Genomic DNA, 15,831 nt, shown 5'->3' on the forward strand with positions numbered 1-15,831 from the left:
TTCAATACGGGTACCGATTCGCGAGCATTATGCCTCCGAAAATTGAAAAGACGCTGGAGATTTCCTTTGGCTATGCCAAAGCTGCCTCGACGTCATCGCATCGGCTGAATACCTGGCGCCGAATGCTGGGAATGCAATCAGAAATCTATTTATCGGCCGGGTCGCCGGTTCCTGTCGGGCGGGCGCTGTCCGCCAACTGCCGTCCGGCGCCCATTTTGCTCGGCGTGATTCATTCGCGGGCCGGTCTCAGGTCAGCCGCATTCGTCGTTGGCGGCGGCTTTGGCCGCCACGATCACCCCGGCCTGGCGTGCCAACGGCAATGCGCCCCAGGCGATGTTCCAGGTGCCGGCACCGGGCGGGGTGCCCGGCGCCTGGACTGCCGCCAAGTACCTTTCGACCAGACCCGATGGGTCACCCGGATGGCCCTGCATCCACGTTTTCGCTGCATGGCAGGCCTGGAAGTACTGCTCCTCGGTGGAGTACGCGGGCACGTCGACCTTGGTGGTGACGCCCGCGGGAGATACCGCCACCCCGCCGGGTGCGGCCGTCGCGCCGACTGGCACGGTGCTCGGCGCGGTCACCGACGGGGGCGGGCCGTTCTTGCCGTCGGCCGAACAGCCCGTCGTGGCCGGCGAAACGGCCAGGACGGCAGATGTGGCCCAGATCAGGGGCCGAGACGGGTGCCACCGCACCCGAGTAAATCTATGCAACACTGGCGACCGTGATGCAGCGAACCCGGTTTTGGGAGTGTTGTCGGCCCTAGCAAGGCCTTAGCAATAGGGCCCGTGCCGCCGCCCCCTCATACACCCGTTCGCTCTGGAGCATCCCGCATGGTTTCTGCAAACCTCGTTGCTGACACTGTCCTGTCCCGTCCTTCGCCGCTGCGGTCTGTCCCTGGGCCGACCCGGCTGCGGATGGCCGACCTGCTGCACATCACCGACCGAACCGCGGACGACGTGCTCAGCGGCCGTTACGACCACCTGGTTCCGCCGGGTGGTGTGCCCACCGACGACCGTTGGTTCGCGCGGTTACACGGTGACGACGAAGTCGACGTCTGGCTGATCAGCTGGGTGCCCGGGCATCGCACCGAGCTGCACGACCACGGCGGCTCGCTGGGTGCACTGACGTTGTTGTCCGGGTCGTTGGACGAATTCCGTTGGGACGGCCGGGATTTACGCTGCCGACGACTCGAGGCGGGGGATCAGGCCGGTTTTCCGCTGGGCTGGGTGCATGACGTGGTGTGGTCCCCGCCCGGGCCGAGGGCGTCGGTGTCGTCGCTGTCCAGCCCATCGGAGCCCGCACTGAGCGTGCACGCCTATTCGCCACCGTTGACCGTGATGTCGTACTACGAGATCAACGAGCGACACCGGCTGCACCGCAAGCGAACTGAGTTGACCGATCAACCGGAGACGCTGTGAGCCGTATCGACCAGGCCTTGGCGGCGGCACGAGCCCGGCTGCGGCGCCTGGCCGCCGACGAGGTGCCCGCGGCGCTGCGGCGCGGAGCATTGCTGGTCGACATCCGGCCGCAGGCGCAGCGGACCCGGGAAGGCGAGGTGCCCGAGGACCTGAAGGCTCTCGTCATCGAGCGAAATGTGTTGGAGTGGCGGTGCGATCCCAGCAGCGACGCCCGCCTCCCGCAGGCCGTCAGCGAGGACGTGGAATGGGTGGTGCTGTGCTCGGAGGGCTACACCTCGAGCCTGGCCGCGGCAGCCCTGCAGGACCTCGGCCTGCACCGGGCGACGGATGTCATCGGCGGCTACCAGGCGCTGGCCGCCGCTGGTTCGGCTCAGCCGCCCCCGCCGCCTTCGCCGCCGCTGCTGTAGTACCACCAGTCATTCGAGTCGTTGGGGTTGTAATACTCCCCATTCGGATGCCACGGCGGCGCCGGCACATCGGTGGGTGGATCCGCCGGCAGCGGCGCCGGGATGACGCTGGGCGGGGCGGGTGCCGCGGACGCGGGGACGCTCACCGCGGCAAGGGGTGCAGCGACGAGCATGCTTGCGATGGCGAGCTTGGTGATTGTGCAGACTTCGGACGACCGTGATCGAGTCATTGACTACTCCCTTCCGCGGGCGCGGAATAGGCTGATCGTGCCACTAATCGAGGCGGCCCGAGAGCTGTTCATCGCGACGTAGCCAATGTTCAGACGGTGGAAACCTGGCGCCCGGCGCGTCGGGGTCAACTGCTGCTGGCACGCAGCATCGGGCGCAGTCTGGCGGTCTTGTCCGGCGTCCAGCCCGGTGGCTGCAGCACTGCCGCCCAGCCGTCGGCGACATCGGCGACGTAGTCGTGGCCGTGCCCGGCCGGGACATCCTGGGCGACCGCCATATCGGCCGACAGCTGCAAGAACGTCACCACCGGAATCCATCGGGTCTCGGGCAGCACGTCGTAGCCCCGTTTTTCGCGCAACCAGTCCGGCTGGCGGAACAGCAAGCCGGGATCCCACCAGGCGATCGGATCGGAGGCGTGCTGCAGATACACCACCCGCGGCGTGATCCACGGCGAATCGGGACGGTTCAGGTCCGGTGGGCGTGCCACGAACCGCACATAGAGGCCGCGGTCGTAGGTCGGCAGCCATTCCGGTGACCCGCGGTCGCGGGTCGAGGTCAGGTCGGTCCAGATGGTGTTCTTGAAGGTCGGCCCGGAGAACAGCGCGCCGTCGGTGCGGGCCAAGACGTTGTTGAGGCTCAGGAAGGGCGCTTCGCCGCCGAAGGAGCCCAGGCTTTCACCGAATACGACGAGCTTGGGGCGCTGCGCCTCCGGCAATCGGCGCACCAACCGGTCGACAGCTTCGAACAGCGCCTGGCCCGCGTGACGCGCGTTCTCCTTGTCCACCAGAAACGACAGCCAGCTGGGCAGGAAGGAGTACTGCATGCTCACCACCGCGGTGTTGCCGTTGTACATGTACTCCAGCGCGTCGGCTTCGGCCTCGTTGATCCAGCCGGTGCCGGTGCTGGTTCCGACTGCGACGACGGCGCGGCGTAATCCGCCCGCACGCTCCAACTCGCGCGCGGCCAACTCCGCGGTCGCGGTGATTCCGTCGGCGGAGTCCAGCCCGGCGTAGGCACGAATCGGCTCGGCCGCTGCGGCGCCGTTGAAGGCGGTGAGCTGGGCGACGCTGGGCCCGCCCTGGACGAAAATGCGTCCCTGATGTCCCAGCGACTCCCACGATGTCAGCGATCCGGGGCCGCCGGAACGCAGCGGTGTGCGCGGCGCAGCGGAGTCGGGATCCACCTCGTCGTTCACGGCGGCGAAGGTGCTGTTCATGTTCCGCATCGCGAATTTCACCACGACGCCGTTGAGCAACGCGATAGTCAGGGCCACCAACAACGACACCACGATGACGGCCGAAACCCGCGGCGGCGCAAAGCGATCGAGTCGCAGATCCAGAAAGTGGACCAATCGGCGAATGAGCTGGCCGATTTCCACGACGCCGAACAGCACGGTCAACGAGACTGCGGTTGTCAACGGATAGTCGTGCCAGCTCAGGTGCTTGACGCCCATCAAGTCGCGCACCCGGTCTTGCCACACGTGAAACCAGATCACCATTGCGACCATGCCGATGGCCCCGAGGACGATCAGCACCCACCATGCGGGCCGTGGCGCCGGTGGGCTGGAATCGCGTGAGCGCATGAAACGAACCAGCCACACTGCGAAAACCCCGATGCCGTAGCCGATTGCGCCGCCCACGCCGCTGACCAAACCCTGAAACAGCGGTCCGCGCGGCAGCAGCGACGGGGTCATCGACAACCAGATGAACATCAGGCCGACCGCGGTGCCGGTGAAGGTGTAGTGCCGGACCCACCACGCCTTTCGGCGCTGTGGCTCGGCCGCTTGCGCGGGTTCGGCTATCGCCGACTCGCTCACCATGACCCCCTAACGGTGGGTGAAATTGGGTGCACGCTTTTCGATGAACGCGGCCATGCCTTCGGACTGGTCGTCGGTCGCGAAAGCCGAATGGAACAACCGGCGTTCGTACAGCAGCCCTTCGGCCAACGTGGACTCGAAGGCGCGGTTGACCGCTTCCTTCGCCATCCGGGACGCCGACCGCGACATCTGCGAAATCGTGGTGGCCACCGCCTTGGCCTCGGTCAGCAGGTCATCGGCGGGCACCACCCGCGACACCAGTCCGCTGCGTTCGGCCTCCTCGGCGTCCATGTTGCGTCCGGTCAGAATCAGGTCCATCGCCTTGGCTTTGCCGATGGCCCGGGTCAGCCGCTGCGAACCGCCCATACCCGGCAGCACGCCCAGTTTGATCTCGGGTTGTCCGAATTTCGCTGTGTCGGCAGCGATCAGCACGTCACACATCATCGCGAGCTCGCAGCCACCGCCGAGCGCGTAGCCGGCCACCGCCGCGATCGTCGGCGTGCGGGTGGCGGCCAGCTTGGCCCACGGGGCGAAGAAGTCGGCGTCGAAGACATCGGAAAACACCAGGCTGGACATCTCTTTGATGTCGGCGCCCGCGGCGAACGCCTTCGCCGAACCGGTGATGATGATCGCGCCGATGCCCGAATCGCGATCGAATTCGGCTGCCGCAGTGGTCACTTCGTTCATCATCTGGCTGTTGAGCGCATTGAGCGCCTTTGGCCGGTTCAAGGTGATGATGCCGACTCGCTCGTCGCGCTCGACCAGAATCGTTTCGTAAGCCATGGTTGCCTTCCTAGAACTCCAGTTCGTCGTCGACGGGTGCGAAATAGGCCTCGACGTCGGCCGCGCTCACCTGGGATAGCGATGCCGGCGACCACTGCGGGTTGCGGTCCTTGTCAACCAGCTGAGCGCGGATGCCTTCCACCAGATCGTGCGAACGCAGCGACGCCGATGACACCCGATAGTCTTGGGCCAGAACGTCTTCCAACGTGTCGAGGTTGGCGGCGCGGCGGATGGCCGCCAGGGTCACCGACAGCGCGATGGGCGAACGGGTAGCGATCAGGTTGGCGGCGTCGTTGGCGGGGCCGGCCCCCGTTTTTTGGTGGTTCCGCAGACTGGCGACGATATCGGCGACGGTGTCACCGGCGTAGCAGTGGTCGATCCAGTCACGTTGGGCGGCAAGGCTACTGGGTGGCGGTTCGACGGCGTGGGCGGCAATCGCCTGCTCGACACCGTCCGCGGCGATGGCCTGACTGAAGGTGTCCAGTTTGTCGTGCGGCAGGTAGTGGTCGGCGAAGCCCATGGCGATCGCATCGGCCCCGGAGAACGGCGCTCCGGTGAGCGCGGCGTGCAGACCCAGCAATCCCGGTGCGCGCGACAGCAGGAAAGCCCCGCCGACGTCCGGGATGAAGCCGATCCCGACCTCGGGCATGGCGACCTTCGACGTATCGGTCACCACGCGGGTGTTGGCGTGGGCGCCGACCCCGACGCCACCGCCCATCACGATGCCGTCCATCAGCGCCACGTACTGCTTCGGGAATCGGCCGATCTGACCGTTCATCAAGTATTCGTCGCGCCAGAACCGCCGCGCGGCGGTCCCGTCGGCGCGGGCGCTGTGGTAGATCGCCACCACGTCACCGCCGGCGCACAGCCCGCGCTCACCGGCCCCGGCCAGCACCACCGCGCTGACCGCCGGTTCGTGCTCCCATTCCGCCAAGACCGCGCGCAGCCCCTCGACCATGCTCTGGTTCAGCGAGTTGATCGCCTTGGGCCGGTTGAGCGTCACAAAGCCGACGCCGTTGTCGACTCGGCTCAGAATGTCGTCGGATTCGTCCGTCACGCGCGTGGTCTCCCCTTGGTGAATGGTCTGCTGGATCCCTCGTCGAACGCTGGTCGCGGCCTGACGAGCAATCTAGATCGTTACCCCGGTCGGGGTCCCGGGCGGGTAAGGTTTATCTGGAGTAGGTCCGGCCGCACATTCGGGTAAAGCCCCCGCGGGGAACACGGCTGGACTACCGTTCGTTGATCGATTGTTCGCACAGCTCGAAGTCACAGCTCACGAGAGGAACCGACGGTGCGGGAGACTAGCAACCCGGTATTTCGCTCGCTGCCCAAGCAGCGTGGCGGGTACGCGCAGTTCGGCAGCGGCGTCGCGGGCGCCGCGACGCAATATGGGCATCAGGCGGACCCCTATGCGTCCTATACCGATCAGCGGGCAGGCGTTTCGCGTCCGCTGACCATCGACGATGTCGTCACCAAGACCGGAATCACCCTGGCGGTGCTGTCGGCTGTCGCCGTCGTCTCGTACTTCATGGTGGCGGCCAACCAGGCGTTGGCCACGCCGTTCACCTTCGTCGGTGCGTTCGGTGGGCTGGCCATGGTGATGATCGCGACGTTCGCCCGCAAGCAGGACAACCCGGCCATCGTGTTGACCTACGCCGGTCTGGAGGGGCTGTTCCTCGGAGCGATCTCCTTCCTGCTGGCCAACTTCTCGGTGTCGAACACCAGCGCCGGCGTGATGATCGGGCAGGCGATCCTGGGCACGCTCGGGGTGTTCGTCGGGATGCTCGTCGTCTACAAAACCGGCGCCATCCGGGTCACCCCGAAGTTCACCCGGATGATCGTCGCCGGTCTGTTCGGAGTGCTGGCCCTGATGCTGGGCAACCTGGTGCTGGGCATGTTCGGTGTCGGCCACGGCGAGGGCATGGGTCTGCGCAGCGGCGGCCCACTGGCCATCATCTTTTCGCTGGTCTGCATCGGTCTGGCGGCATTCAGCTTCCTGATCGACTTCGACGCGGCAGATCAGATGATCCGTGCCGGAGCCCCCGAGAAGGCCGCATGGGGTGTCGCGCTGGGCCTGACGGTGACACTGGTCTGGCTCTACATCGAGATCCTGCGGTTGCTCAGTTATCTGCAGAACGATTGACGCTTGACACAAAAGAAGGCCGGCACGTACGCAACGTGCCGGCCTTTTTGTGCGTCAACGTCGTTGCGTCAGCTCAGTCCGTTCTTGATGGCCATGTCTTGCTTTTGGCCGAGGCCGGTGACGAAATCCGGTGGCGGCAGCATGTCGGGCGGACCGACGAAGTTCAGCGTGGTGAACGCTTTGCCCTCGGTGAACAGCAACACCATGACCCCCTTGGAGCCGTCCGGTGAGTTGCCCGAGGCTGTGGTACCGCCAGTTCCCACGTCAGCCGGTCCGGGTGTGCCCTGGACGGAATCACCCAGCTTCGCCTTCGCGGCGTCGAGCGCGCCGGCCGCCGCGGAAGGATCGCCCAGGACGAGGATGGTGTCGTGGATCTGACGAGTGTTGTCGTCGTTGCTGAACGTCGTTTCCACCCCGGCCTGGCCATTTGGGTTATGTGTTACCGGGCCCGCGGTGAAGGGCATGGGCGATTCGATGTCTTTGGCCTGGATCAACAGTCGGCTGTAGTCGGCGGACTGGGGTTGCGCCGAACTCGCTGTCGAGCTGTGGCTGGTCGGCGCCGAGCTGGCTGACTTCGACGAGGCCGTCGGCGACTTCGGATTGCTACTGCAGCCGGCCGCTGACGCCGACGTGACTGCCGCCACCGCGGCCGTCACCGCTGCAACTGTTCTCAGGGAAGTACTCATTGCGCCGCTCCTTTTCCACCGAGTCATCTCGAACTCGGATGCGCAGGCCACCGGGCGGCAGCTGGCAAACCGTAACCCAATCCGGGTGATCCCATGCCCGAACGTGCGGTTACGCCAGTTTGGCGGCAAAACAGGAGACGTGTGCCGCGGTGTCAGCTCAGCCGCTCGATCACCATCGCCATGCCCTGACCACCGCCCACGCACATGGTTTCCAGACCGTACGTCTTGTCGTGGGTCTGCAGGTTGTTCAGCAGCGTGGTGGCGATGCGGGCGCCGGTCATGCCGAACGGGTGACCCAGCGCGATGGCGCCCCCGGAGACGTTGAGCTTGTCCTGGTCGATGCCCAGTTCACGTGCCGAGCCGAGCACCTGCACCGCGAAGGCCTCGTTGATCTCGAACAAGTCGATGTCCTTGACGGACAGCCCGGCCCGTTGCAGCGCATTCCTGCTCGCCTCAATCGGTCCCAGGCCCATGATCTCCGGGGACAGGCCGCTCACGCCGGTGGACACGATGCGGGCCAGCGGCTGCAGGCCGAGCTCCTTGGCCTTGGTGTCGCTGGTGATGACCACCGCGGCGGCGCCGTCGTTCAGCGGGCAGGCATTGCCCGCAGTCACCGTGCCGTTGGGCCGGAAGACGGGCTTGAGCTCGCTGATCTTCTCGTAGGTGGTGCCCGGCCGCGGGCCGTCGTCGGTGCTGACAGTGCTGCCGTCGGGCAGCGTGACGGGCGCGATCTCGCGCTCGAAGAAGCCACTCTTGATGGCTTCCTCAGCGCGGTTCTGGCTGCGCACGCCCCAGTGGTCCTGGTCCTCGCGGCTGATCCCGGTCATGATCGCGACGTTTTCGGCGGTCTGACCCATCGCGATGTAGATGTCGGGGATCGCGTTGTCGGTGCGGGGATCGTGCCAGTCCGTCGCGCCCTCCGCGGCGCTGGCCGTCCGCTCGGCGGCCTCGTCGAAGAGCGGGTTCTTGGTGTCCGGCAGCGAGTCCGAACTACCCTTGCCGAACCTGGACACCGTCTCGACGCCCGCGGAGATGAACGCGTCGCCTTCACCGGCCTTGATCGCGTGGAAGGCCATCCGAATGGTCTGCAGCGATGATGAGCAGTAGCGGTTGACGGTGGTGCCCGGCAGGAAGTCGTAGCCGAGCTCGACGGCGACGACGCGGGCCATGTTGAAGCCTTGCTCGCCACCCGGCAGGCCGCAGCCCAGCATCAGGTCGTCGATCTGGTGCGGGTTCAGCGCTTCCACCTTGTCCAGCGCGGCGCGCACCATCTGCGCCGCGAGGTCGTCGGGCCGCACGCTGACCAGCGATCCTTTCATGGCGCGCCCGATCGGCGAACGGGCAGTTGAAACAATGACGGCTTCCGGCATTTCGGCTCCATCCGTGGTGTTAGGTCCGGACCCGAATCTAGCCCGGCGACGATGCAGGCCGTAAACGGCCTGCTGAGAAGCCGGGCAATCGGATCTAGCCCGGCGACGATGCAGGCCGTAAACGGCCTGGCTAGACACCCCGGGAGACTCAGCGGGGGGCGGTTGTGACGAGAGATGCGGGGACTCCGGTGGTGGGCCGTCGCCACAACCGCGAGATCAGGCCCAGCGCCGAATAGCCGCCGGGACCAGCCTCCGTGGCGGTATCGGACTGCAGGGCCGGTATCGGCTGGCCCGCCCAGTCGCCGAGCGCGTGGCACAGCGCCGGCAGCAGCTGACTTGCGGCGAGCGCGTATCCGGCCGCCGACGGATGGAATTGGTCCTCGGACAACATCAGCTCGGCTGCATGCCGAAACTCGCGACTCATCAATGACGCCAGCGGCACCGGCACGCCGCCGGCCGACCTGACGGCGCCGGACTGGGCGCGGGCCAGCCGCAGCCCCCAGGTACGCACCGTCCACCGCAGCGGCTGCGGAATGGCCCTGACCACCCCGAAGTCGGGGCAGGTGGCAACCACGACCACTGCGCCGCTGGCGCACAGCCGTCGTACCGCTGCCCCGAGCCGGCGCGCGGAGGCACCGATGCCGTTCAGCCTTGTGACGTCGTTGGCGCCGATCAGGATCACCGCGGCATCCGGTGGCGGACCGGCCACGAACATGGCGTCGACCTGTCCGGACAAGCCCTTGGAGGTGGCTCCGACGATCGCCTTGGTGCTCAACCGGATACGTTTGCCGGTCTGCTCGGCTAGCCCGCGGGCGATCAGGACGCCGGGAACTTGGTCGGCGATGATGCAGCCGTAGCCCGTTGCCGTCGAGTCACCGAAGATCATCAGATGCAAGTCGACGTCCATCCCGCGCTCCCAGCGCTGGACCGGGCCGCCGCCCGGGGCGTACACACCGTCCGCTCGCGGCGGGACGTCCCACGACTTCGGAATGACGCTGCGTGCCTTGGCGGCCTGGCTGATCAGCAGATTGCGCGCCCCCACATAGGCTGTGCCGGTCGATGCCAGCGCGCCCGCTGCAGCCAGCGCGGCGATCGAACCCCGCGGTGCGCGTCGTACCACGTGATCAGTTTATGTCCTGAGCGGCCGCTGGCTCCTGCGCCCGGCCTGTGCCATCACGAGTCGGAGCAATCTCGGCATCAAATCAGACTCTTTGATTGTTGAAACTTTTTATAGTGTCAAGCTAAGTTCGCGAGGTTGGCTGAGGACGCCCTCTCCGCTGCTTCGCCGACATGTTTACCGCGGACTACAACGGCGTAGGAGTGTTGAGCATGACCGCACCGAACAAGGTCTGGGGTGCCCCCCGTACCGCAGTTCGTGCCCGCGACGTCTTGCGGGCGCGCAGATTTCCCGCTGACGACGGCGCGCCGGTCGAGGTCGTCGAGAGCGGACCCAGCCTCACCGGGATGCTGGCGTCGCTGGCCTGTCGTCTGACGATCCGTCCGACTTTGGGTGTGGTCAGCCATATCCCGCACGTCCCCTTCCCGTTCGGGATCATCGACTTCGCTTCCCGGGCGTTGCTTCCCGGGCCCGGAACGATCCGCAAGACAGTCGGGTTGCCGCACTGCACCGCCCGGCTGGTGCGCGCTCCCGGCGTGCTGCCGGCCGACGGCAACCGGCGCGTGGTGCTCTATCTGCACGGCGGCGCGTTCTTGACGTGTGGGGTCAACTCGCACAGCCGAATCGTCAACGCGCTGTCGAAGTTTGCCGACTCGCCGGTGCTGGTGGTCAATTACCGGCTCATCCCGAAGCACTCCGTCGGTCAGGCACTGGACGACTGCCACGACGCCTACCGCTGGCTGCGCTTGCGCGGATATCCCCCGGAGCAGATCGTGGTGGCCGGCGACTCGGCCGGCGGCTATCTGGCTCTGGCTCTGGCGCAACGACTTCAACAGGTACACGAGCAACCGGCGGCACTGGTGGCGATCTCTCCGCTGCTGCAGCTGGCCAAGGAGCCCAAGCAGTCGCACCCGAACATCAAGACCGATGCGATGTTCCCGGCCAAGGCATTTGACGCGTTGTCAGCCCTGGTCGCCAAGGCCGCGTCCAAGCACGTCGTCGACGGAAAGCCCGAGCAGCTCTACGAACCGCTGGACCATCTCGAGCCGGGGCTGCCGCGGACGTTGATCCACGTGTCCGGGTCGGAGGTATTGCTGCACGACGCCCGCGTCGCCGCCCGTGCACTGGCGGCGGCGGGAGTGCCGACCGAGGTGCGGGTCTGGCCCGGCCAGATTCACGACTTTCAGCTTGCCGCGCCGATTGTGCCCGAGGCCGTCCGGTCGCTGCGGCAGATCGGCGAGTACATCCGCGAGGCCACCGGGTAGCCGTCCGGGCGGCCGCTGCGCGCGGCCGAGCCGCACCTGAGACGATTCACACATGCGGATCGCGCAACACATCAGTGAACTCATCGGCAATACTCCGCTGGTTCAGCTGAACTCGGTCGTGCCACCAGGGTCGGGCCGGGTGGTGGCCAAGGTCGAATATCTCAACCCCGGGTTGAGCAGCAAGGATCGGATCGCGGTCAAGATGATCGACGCCGCCGAGGCCAGCGGCGAGCTCAGGCCCGGCGGCACCATTGTCGAGCCGACCTCGGGGAACACCGGCGTCGGCCTGGCCCTGGTTGCGCAGAACCGCGGCTACCGGTGTGTGTTCGTCTGCCCCGACAAGGTCAGCGAGGACAAGCGCAACGCGCTGCGGGCCTACGGCGCCGAGGTGGTGGTCTGCCCGACGGCGGTGCCGCCCGAACACCCGGACAGCTACTACAGCGTCTCCGACCGGCTGGTCAGCGAGATCGACGGTGCCTGGAAGCCCGACCAGTACTCCAACCCGCAGGGGCCGGCCAGCCACTACGAGACCACCGGCCCGGAGATCTGGGCCGACACCGACGGCCTGGTCACCCATTTCGTGGCCGGCATCGGCACTGGCGGAACCATCACCGGCGCCGGGCGCTATCTCAAAGACGTTTCCGGTGGGAAGGTGCGCGTCGTCGGTGCCGACCCGGAAGGGTCGGTGTACTCCGGCGGCAGCGGCCGGCCCTACCTCGTCGAGGGCGTCGGCGAGGACTTCTGGCCGGCCGCCTATGACCCGGCGGTGCCCGACGAGATCATCGCGGTGTCCGACTCCGACTCGTTCAACATGACCAGGAGGCTCGCCCGCGAGGAGGCCATGCTCGTCGGCGGCTCCTGCGGCATGGCCGTGGTGGCGGCCCTGAAAGTGGCCGAGCAAGCCGGACCCGACGCGCTGATCGTGGTGCTGCTGCCCGACGGTGGGCGCGGCTACATGTCGAAAATCTTCAACGACGCCTGGATGTCGTCGTACGGGTTCCTGCGCACCCGGCTGGACGGCTCGATCGAGCAGCCCACGGTTGGCGACGTGCTGCGGGGCAAGTCCGGTCACCTGCCCGACCTGGTGCACACCCACCCGTCCGAGACAGTCCGTGACGCGATCAGCATCCTGCGCGAGTACGGGGTGTCGCAGATGCCCGTCGTCGGCGCCGAGCCGCCGGTGATGGCCGGCGAAGTGGCCGGGAGCGTCTCTGAGCGCGAACTGCTTTCGGCGGTCTTCGAGGGACGCGCCAGCTTGGCCGACGCCGTCGGTATGCACATGAGCCCGCCGCTGCCGATCATCGGTGCAGGCGAACAGGTCAGCTCGCTGGCCAAGGCGCTGCGCGACTTGGACGCCGTGATGGTCGTCGAAGAAGGCAAACCGGTCGGGGTCATCACCCGCTACGACTTGTTGGGTTTTCTCTCCGACGGGGTGTCACGCAAGTAGCCGGAGGGCCTGCAGGCAAATTACTTCGGGTAGCAAATCACTGTGCAACGAGAAAGCCGGTCATGACCGAACAACCCCCATCGTCGTTTCCGCCGCCCCCGCCGCCGGGGGGCGGTGCCTATCCGCCGCCACCCCCGCCGTCGGGCGGATACTTGCCGCCGCCGCCCGGGCCGGTACTGCGCGGCCTGACGCAAGAGCAGTGCACGCCGTGGATCACCCGGGTCGCGGCCTACCTCGTCGACCATCTGCCGCTGGTGCTGATCCTCGGCGTCGGCTGGCTGGTGCTGCAGAACTCCATCGACAGCGCCTGCCTGACCGGCATCACCCCCAACGCCGGTGATCAGATCTGTGCGATCGGATACTCGACGAAGGGTCTGACGGTGATGTGGGTTGCGGTGCTGGCCGGGCTGGCCTACTTCGTCTGGAACTACGGATACCGGCAGGGCACCACCGGATCGAGCATCGGCAAGTCGTTGCTGAGATTCAAAGTCGTCAGCGAGAACACCGGGAAGCCAATCGGTTTCGGCTTGTCGCTACTGCGACAGATCGCCCATCTGGTCGACGCGGTCATTTTCTACATCGGCTACTTGTTCCCGCTGTGGGATGCCAAGCGCCAGACGTTGGCCGACAAGATGATCGCCACCGTGTGCCTGCCACTGGACCGGTCGGCGGCCGCCGAGGAGACCTCTCACGAGGGTGATCGTCGATGAGCGAACACCGCAGTGCCTCCGCCGGCTTTCACTCCGCAGGGCTGGCCACCAAGGCCATCCACGCCGGCTACCGGCCCGATCCGGCGACCGGCGCGGTCAACACCCCGATCTACGCCAGCAGCACCTTCGCCCAGGACGGCGTCGGCGGGCTTCGCGGCGGATTCGAGTACGCCCGCACCGGCAACCCGACCAGGGCCGCGCTGGAAACCGCGCTGGCCGCGGTCGAGGAGGGCCGTTTCGGCCGGGCATTCAGCTCCGGCATGGCGGCCAGCGACTGCGCGCTGCGCGCGCTGCTACGCCCCGGCGATCATGTGGTGATCCCCGACGACGCGTACGGCGGAACATTTCGGCTCATCGACAAGGTCTTCACCCAGTGGGGCGTGCAGCACACCCCGGTCCCGTTGTCCGATGTCGAGGCGGTCCGCGCGGCGGTTACCCCGCAGACGCGGCTGATCTGGGTGGAAACCCCCACCAACCCGCTGCTGTCGATCGCCGACATCGCCGCGATTGCCGAGCTTGGCGCAGAGAAGTCAGCAAAAGTCTTGGTGGACAACACCTTTGCCTCACCAGCGCTGCAGCAGCCGCTGACTCTCGGTGCCGATATCGTGCTGCACTCGACCACCAAATACCTCGGCGGGCACTCCGACGTGGTGGGCGGCGCACTGGTCACCAACGACGAGGAGTTGGACGCGGCGTTCGCCTTCCTGCAGAACGGGGCCGGTGCCGTACCGGGACCGTTCGACGCCTACCTGACCATGCGCGGCCTCAAAACGCTAGTGCTGCGAATGCAGCGGCACAGCGAAAACGCCGCTGCGGTAGCGCAATTCCTCGCCGGACACCCGTCGGTGGACGCGGTGCTGTATCCGGGTCTGCCCACTCATCGCGGTCACCAGGTCGCCGCGCGGCAGATGCACGGTTTCGGCGGCATGGTGTCGGTGCGGATGCGGGGCGGACGCAGCGCGGCGCAGGCGCTGTGCGCCAACACCAAAGTGTTCATCCTCGCCGAGTCGCTCGGCGGGGTGGAGTCGCTGATCGAGCATCCGGGTGCGATGACCCATGCGTCGACGGCCGGTTCCCAGTTGGAGGTTCCCGACGATCTGGTGCGGCTGTCGGTCGGCATCGAGGACATCGCCGACCTGATCGGTGATCTCGAACAGGCACTGGGCTGACTGGTCCCCGCGAGCAGACAGAGAATCGCATCCGAAAGCCGCCCAGCGTGCGATTCTACGTCTGCTCGGCAGGAAAACTAGGCGTGGTAGGGCTCCGCGCTGACCAGCGTCACTTTGACGGTGTTGCCGTTGGGCACGGTGTAGCTGCGAGTCTCACCGACCTTGGCGTCGATCAGCGCGCCGCCCAGCGGTGAGTTCGGCGAGTACACCTCGAGCTTGCCCTCGTTGACGCCTTCCTGGCGGGTGGCGATCAGGAAGGTTTCGTTGTCCGACTTGTCGCCGTTGTAGTAAACCTTCACCACCGAACCGGGCAGTGCGACCCCGGACTGCTTGGGCGCTTCGCCGACCTTCGCGTTGTTGAGCAGGTCTTGCAGCTGGCGAATCCGGGCCTCCTGCTGGCCCTGCTCCTCGCGGGCGGCGTGGTAGCCGCCGTTCTCGCGCAGATCGCCTTCCTCGCGCCGGTCGTTGATTTCGGCGGCGATGACCGGACGGTTCGCGATCAACTGGTCGAGCTCGGTCTTGAGTCGATCGTGCGATTCCTGGGTCAACCAGGTCACCTGGGTGTCCGTCATCTCGTCGTGCTCCTTGTGGTGTCGGTGGGGCGGCATCCGCCTCGGCAGGTTGTCGGTCGTGCTGCCGGGCGGTCCCACCACCTGTACCGCCGACCTCAGTAGTCGGGCGGACCCCCTGCGCGGCGCATATGGCCACTAATGCAGCAATACACGGTCCCAGCCGGAACCGTGCATCCGAACAGCCTACCACCGCGGCCGGGGCGGTCGAGGCCATTTTCGCAGTTCGGCGTTTGCCGCCAGGGTTTGCCGGGGCCGACGTGATCAGGGTGCGCGCAGGTAGTCGGGCACATCGGTGCCGCAGCCGTAGATGTCGCCCACCACGGCCGGCTTACTCGACTTCACGATCGTCGTCACCTGCACTGTTGCCTGGTCCGACGGCGGGACCAGCACCTCGCGCCTGCCTGTCTCGCTGCCGTCTTTTGCCCGCACCCGCACGATGCAGTCGACCGGGCGCGACGGGTCGGTTCGCGTCACGCTGATCGTTACTGAGACGGTGTGGCTGTCGATCAGCCGATAGCCGGCCAACGTGCCGTCGACATCGCTGCGGCCCAGTCGGTGATAGCCGATGACAGCGAGCACGACGCCGGCCGCGGCAACCACCACGACGGCGGCCGCGGCCTTGCGTCGCGACGGGCGACGCAACCGGCCAGGCCCGTAGCGGGTCGGTGGCGGCGAGCGGGAATCGTCGGTCATTGTGGGT

At 66.8% G+C, this 15,831-nt stretch carries 17 protein-coding genes; 7 read left to right on the forward strand and 10 right to left on the reverse strand.

Annotation, left to right across the window (positions count from 1 at the left end):
- Window positions 1-251 precede the first annotated feature (251 nt).
- On the reverse strand, window positions 252-692 hold the full coding sequence (locus VGG53_RS12895; RefSeq protein ID WP_331518448.1) for a lipoprotein LpqV: 441 nt from the start codon (window positions 690-692) through the stop codon (window positions 252-254).
- A gap of 138 nt (window positions 693-830) precedes the next feature.
- Here VGG53_RS12895 and VGG53_RS12900 point away from each other — a divergent pair, with 138 nt between their 5' ends.
- Both VGG53_RS12900 and VGG53_RS12905 read left to right on the forward strand, forming a co-directional pair.
- Window positions 831-1,418, forward strand: a complete 588-nt coding sequence (locus VGG53_RS12900; protein ID WP_414688959.1) for a cysteine dioxygenase — start codon at window positions 831-833, stop codon at window positions 1,416-1,418.
- Window positions 1,415-1,825, forward strand: coding sequence for a rhodanese-like domain-containing protein (locus tag VGG53_RS12905; protein WP_331518449.1), 411 nt, complete (start codon window positions 1,415-1,417; stop codon window positions 1,823-1,825). The genes VGG53_RS12900 and VGG53_RS12905 overlap by 4 nt, the downstream gene beginning before the upstream one ends.
- Here the strand turns inward: VGG53_RS12905 and VGG53_RS12910 are convergent.
- From VGG53_RS12910 to VGG53_RS12925, 4 genes are all read right to left on the reverse strand, one after another.
- Window positions 1,789-2,055 (reverse strand): hypothetical protein, encoded by a 267-nt coding sequence (locus tag VGG53_RS12910; RefSeq protein ID WP_331518450.1) that lies wholly within the window; start codon window positions 2,053-2,055, stop codon window positions 1,789-1,791. The genes VGG53_RS12905 and VGG53_RS12910 overlap by 37 nt on opposite strands.
- A gap of 125 nt (window positions 2,056-2,180) precedes the next feature.
- On the reverse strand, window positions 2,181-3,869 hold the full coding sequence (locus VGG53_RS12915) for an alpha/beta hydrolase (protein WP_414688960.1): 1,689 nt from the start codon (window positions 3,867-3,869) through the stop codon (window positions 2,181-2,183).
- Between the two features lie 9 nt (window positions 3,870-3,878).
- Window positions 3,879-4,652, reverse strand: coding sequence for an enoyl-CoA hydratase (locus VGG53_RS12920; protein WP_331518451.1), 774 nt, complete (start codon window positions 4,650-4,652; stop codon window positions 3,879-3,881).
- 10 nt (window positions 4,653-4,662) lie between these two features.
- Complete coding sequence (locus VGG53_RS12925; protein ID WP_331518452.1) at window positions 4,663-5,709, reverse strand: enoyl-CoA hydratase/isomerase family protein; 1,047 nt, start codon at window positions 5,707-5,709, stop codon at window positions 4,663-4,665.
- 234 nt (window positions 5,710-5,943) lie between these two features.
- Between VGG53_RS12925 and VGG53_RS12930 the strand changes: the two genes are divergently transcribed.
- Complete coding sequence (locus VGG53_RS12930; protein ID WP_331518453.1) at window positions 5,944-6,795, forward strand: Bax inhibitor-1/YccA family protein; 852 nt, start codon at window positions 5,944-5,946, stop codon at window positions 6,793-6,795.
- Window positions 6,796-6,863: 68 nt separating this feature from the next.
- Here VGG53_RS12930 and VGG53_RS12935 read toward each other — a convergent pair whose 3' ends face one another.
- The 3 genes from VGG53_RS12935 to VGG53_RS12945 form a co-directional block, all read right to left on the reverse strand.
- A complete protein-coding gene (locus VGG53_RS12935; RefSeq protein WP_331518454.1) occupies window positions 6,864-7,481 on the reverse strand; it encodes a hypothetical protein in 618 nt (205 codons plus the stop codon).
- 152 nt (window positions 7,482-7,633) lie between these two features.
- A complete protein-coding gene (locus VGG53_RS12940) occupies window positions 7,634-8,851 on the reverse strand; it encodes an acetyl-CoA C-acetyltransferase (protein ID WP_331518455.1) in 1,218 nt (405 codons plus the stop codon).
- A gap of 148 nt (window positions 8,852-8,999) precedes the next feature.
- A complete protein-coding gene (locus tag VGG53_RS12945) occupies window positions 9,000-9,971 on the reverse strand; it encodes an SGNH/GDSL hydrolase family protein (protein ID WP_331518456.1) in 972 nt (323 codons plus the stop codon).
- A gap of 209 nt (window positions 9,972-10,180) precedes the next feature.
- Here VGG53_RS12945 and VGG53_RS12950 point away from each other — a divergent pair, with 209 nt between their 5' ends.
- From VGG53_RS12950 to VGG53_RS12965, 4 genes are all read left to right on the forward strand, one after another.
- The gene (locus tag VGG53_RS12950) at window positions 10,181-11,233 is read left to right on the forward strand and encodes an alpha/beta hydrolase (protein WP_331518457.1); all 1,053 of its coding nucleotides are present in this window, start codon (window positions 10,181-10,183) and stop codon (window positions 11,231-11,233) included.
- A 52-nt stretch (window positions 11,234-11,285) separates the two neighbouring features.
- On the forward strand, window positions 11,286-12,680 hold the full coding sequence (locus tag VGG53_RS12955; RefSeq protein WP_331518458.1) for a cystathionine beta-synthase: 1,395 nt from the start codon (window positions 11,286-11,288) through the stop codon (window positions 12,678-12,680).
- Between the two features lie 62 nt (window positions 12,681-12,742).
- Window positions 12,743-13,390, forward strand: coding sequence for an RDD family protein (locus tag VGG53_RS12960; RefSeq protein WP_331518459.1), 648 nt, complete (start codon window positions 12,743-12,745; stop codon window positions 13,388-13,390).
- On the forward strand, window positions 13,387-14,559 hold the full coding sequence (locus VGG53_RS12965) for a cystathionine gamma-synthase (protein ID WP_331518460.1): 1,173 nt from the start codon (window positions 13,387-13,389) through the stop codon (window positions 14,557-14,559). The genes VGG53_RS12960 and VGG53_RS12965 overlap by 4 nt, the downstream gene beginning before the upstream one ends.
- 77 nt (window positions 14,560-14,636) lie before the next feature.
- Here VGG53_RS12965 and greA read toward each other — a convergent pair whose 3' ends face one another.
- Both greA and VGG53_RS12975 read right to left on the reverse strand, forming a co-directional pair.
- A complete protein-coding gene (gene greA, locus VGG53_RS12970) occupies window positions 14,637-15,131 on the reverse strand; it encodes a transcription elongation factor GreA (RefSeq protein WP_331518461.1) in 495 nt (164 codons plus the stop codon).
- A gap of 261 nt (window positions 15,132-15,392) precedes the next feature.
- The gene (locus VGG53_RS12975; protein ID WP_331518462.1) at window positions 15,393-15,824 is read right to left on the reverse strand and encodes a DUF4307 domain-containing protein; all 432 of its coding nucleotides are present in this window, start codon (window positions 15,822-15,824) and stop codon (window positions 15,393-15,395) included.
- Window positions 15,825-15,831 lie beyond the last annotated feature (7 nt).

The organism is Mycobacterium sp., from assembly GCF_036490025.1.
Classification (GTDB): Bacteria; Actinomycetota; Actinomycetes; order Mycobacteriales; family Mycobacteriaceae; genus Mycobacterium.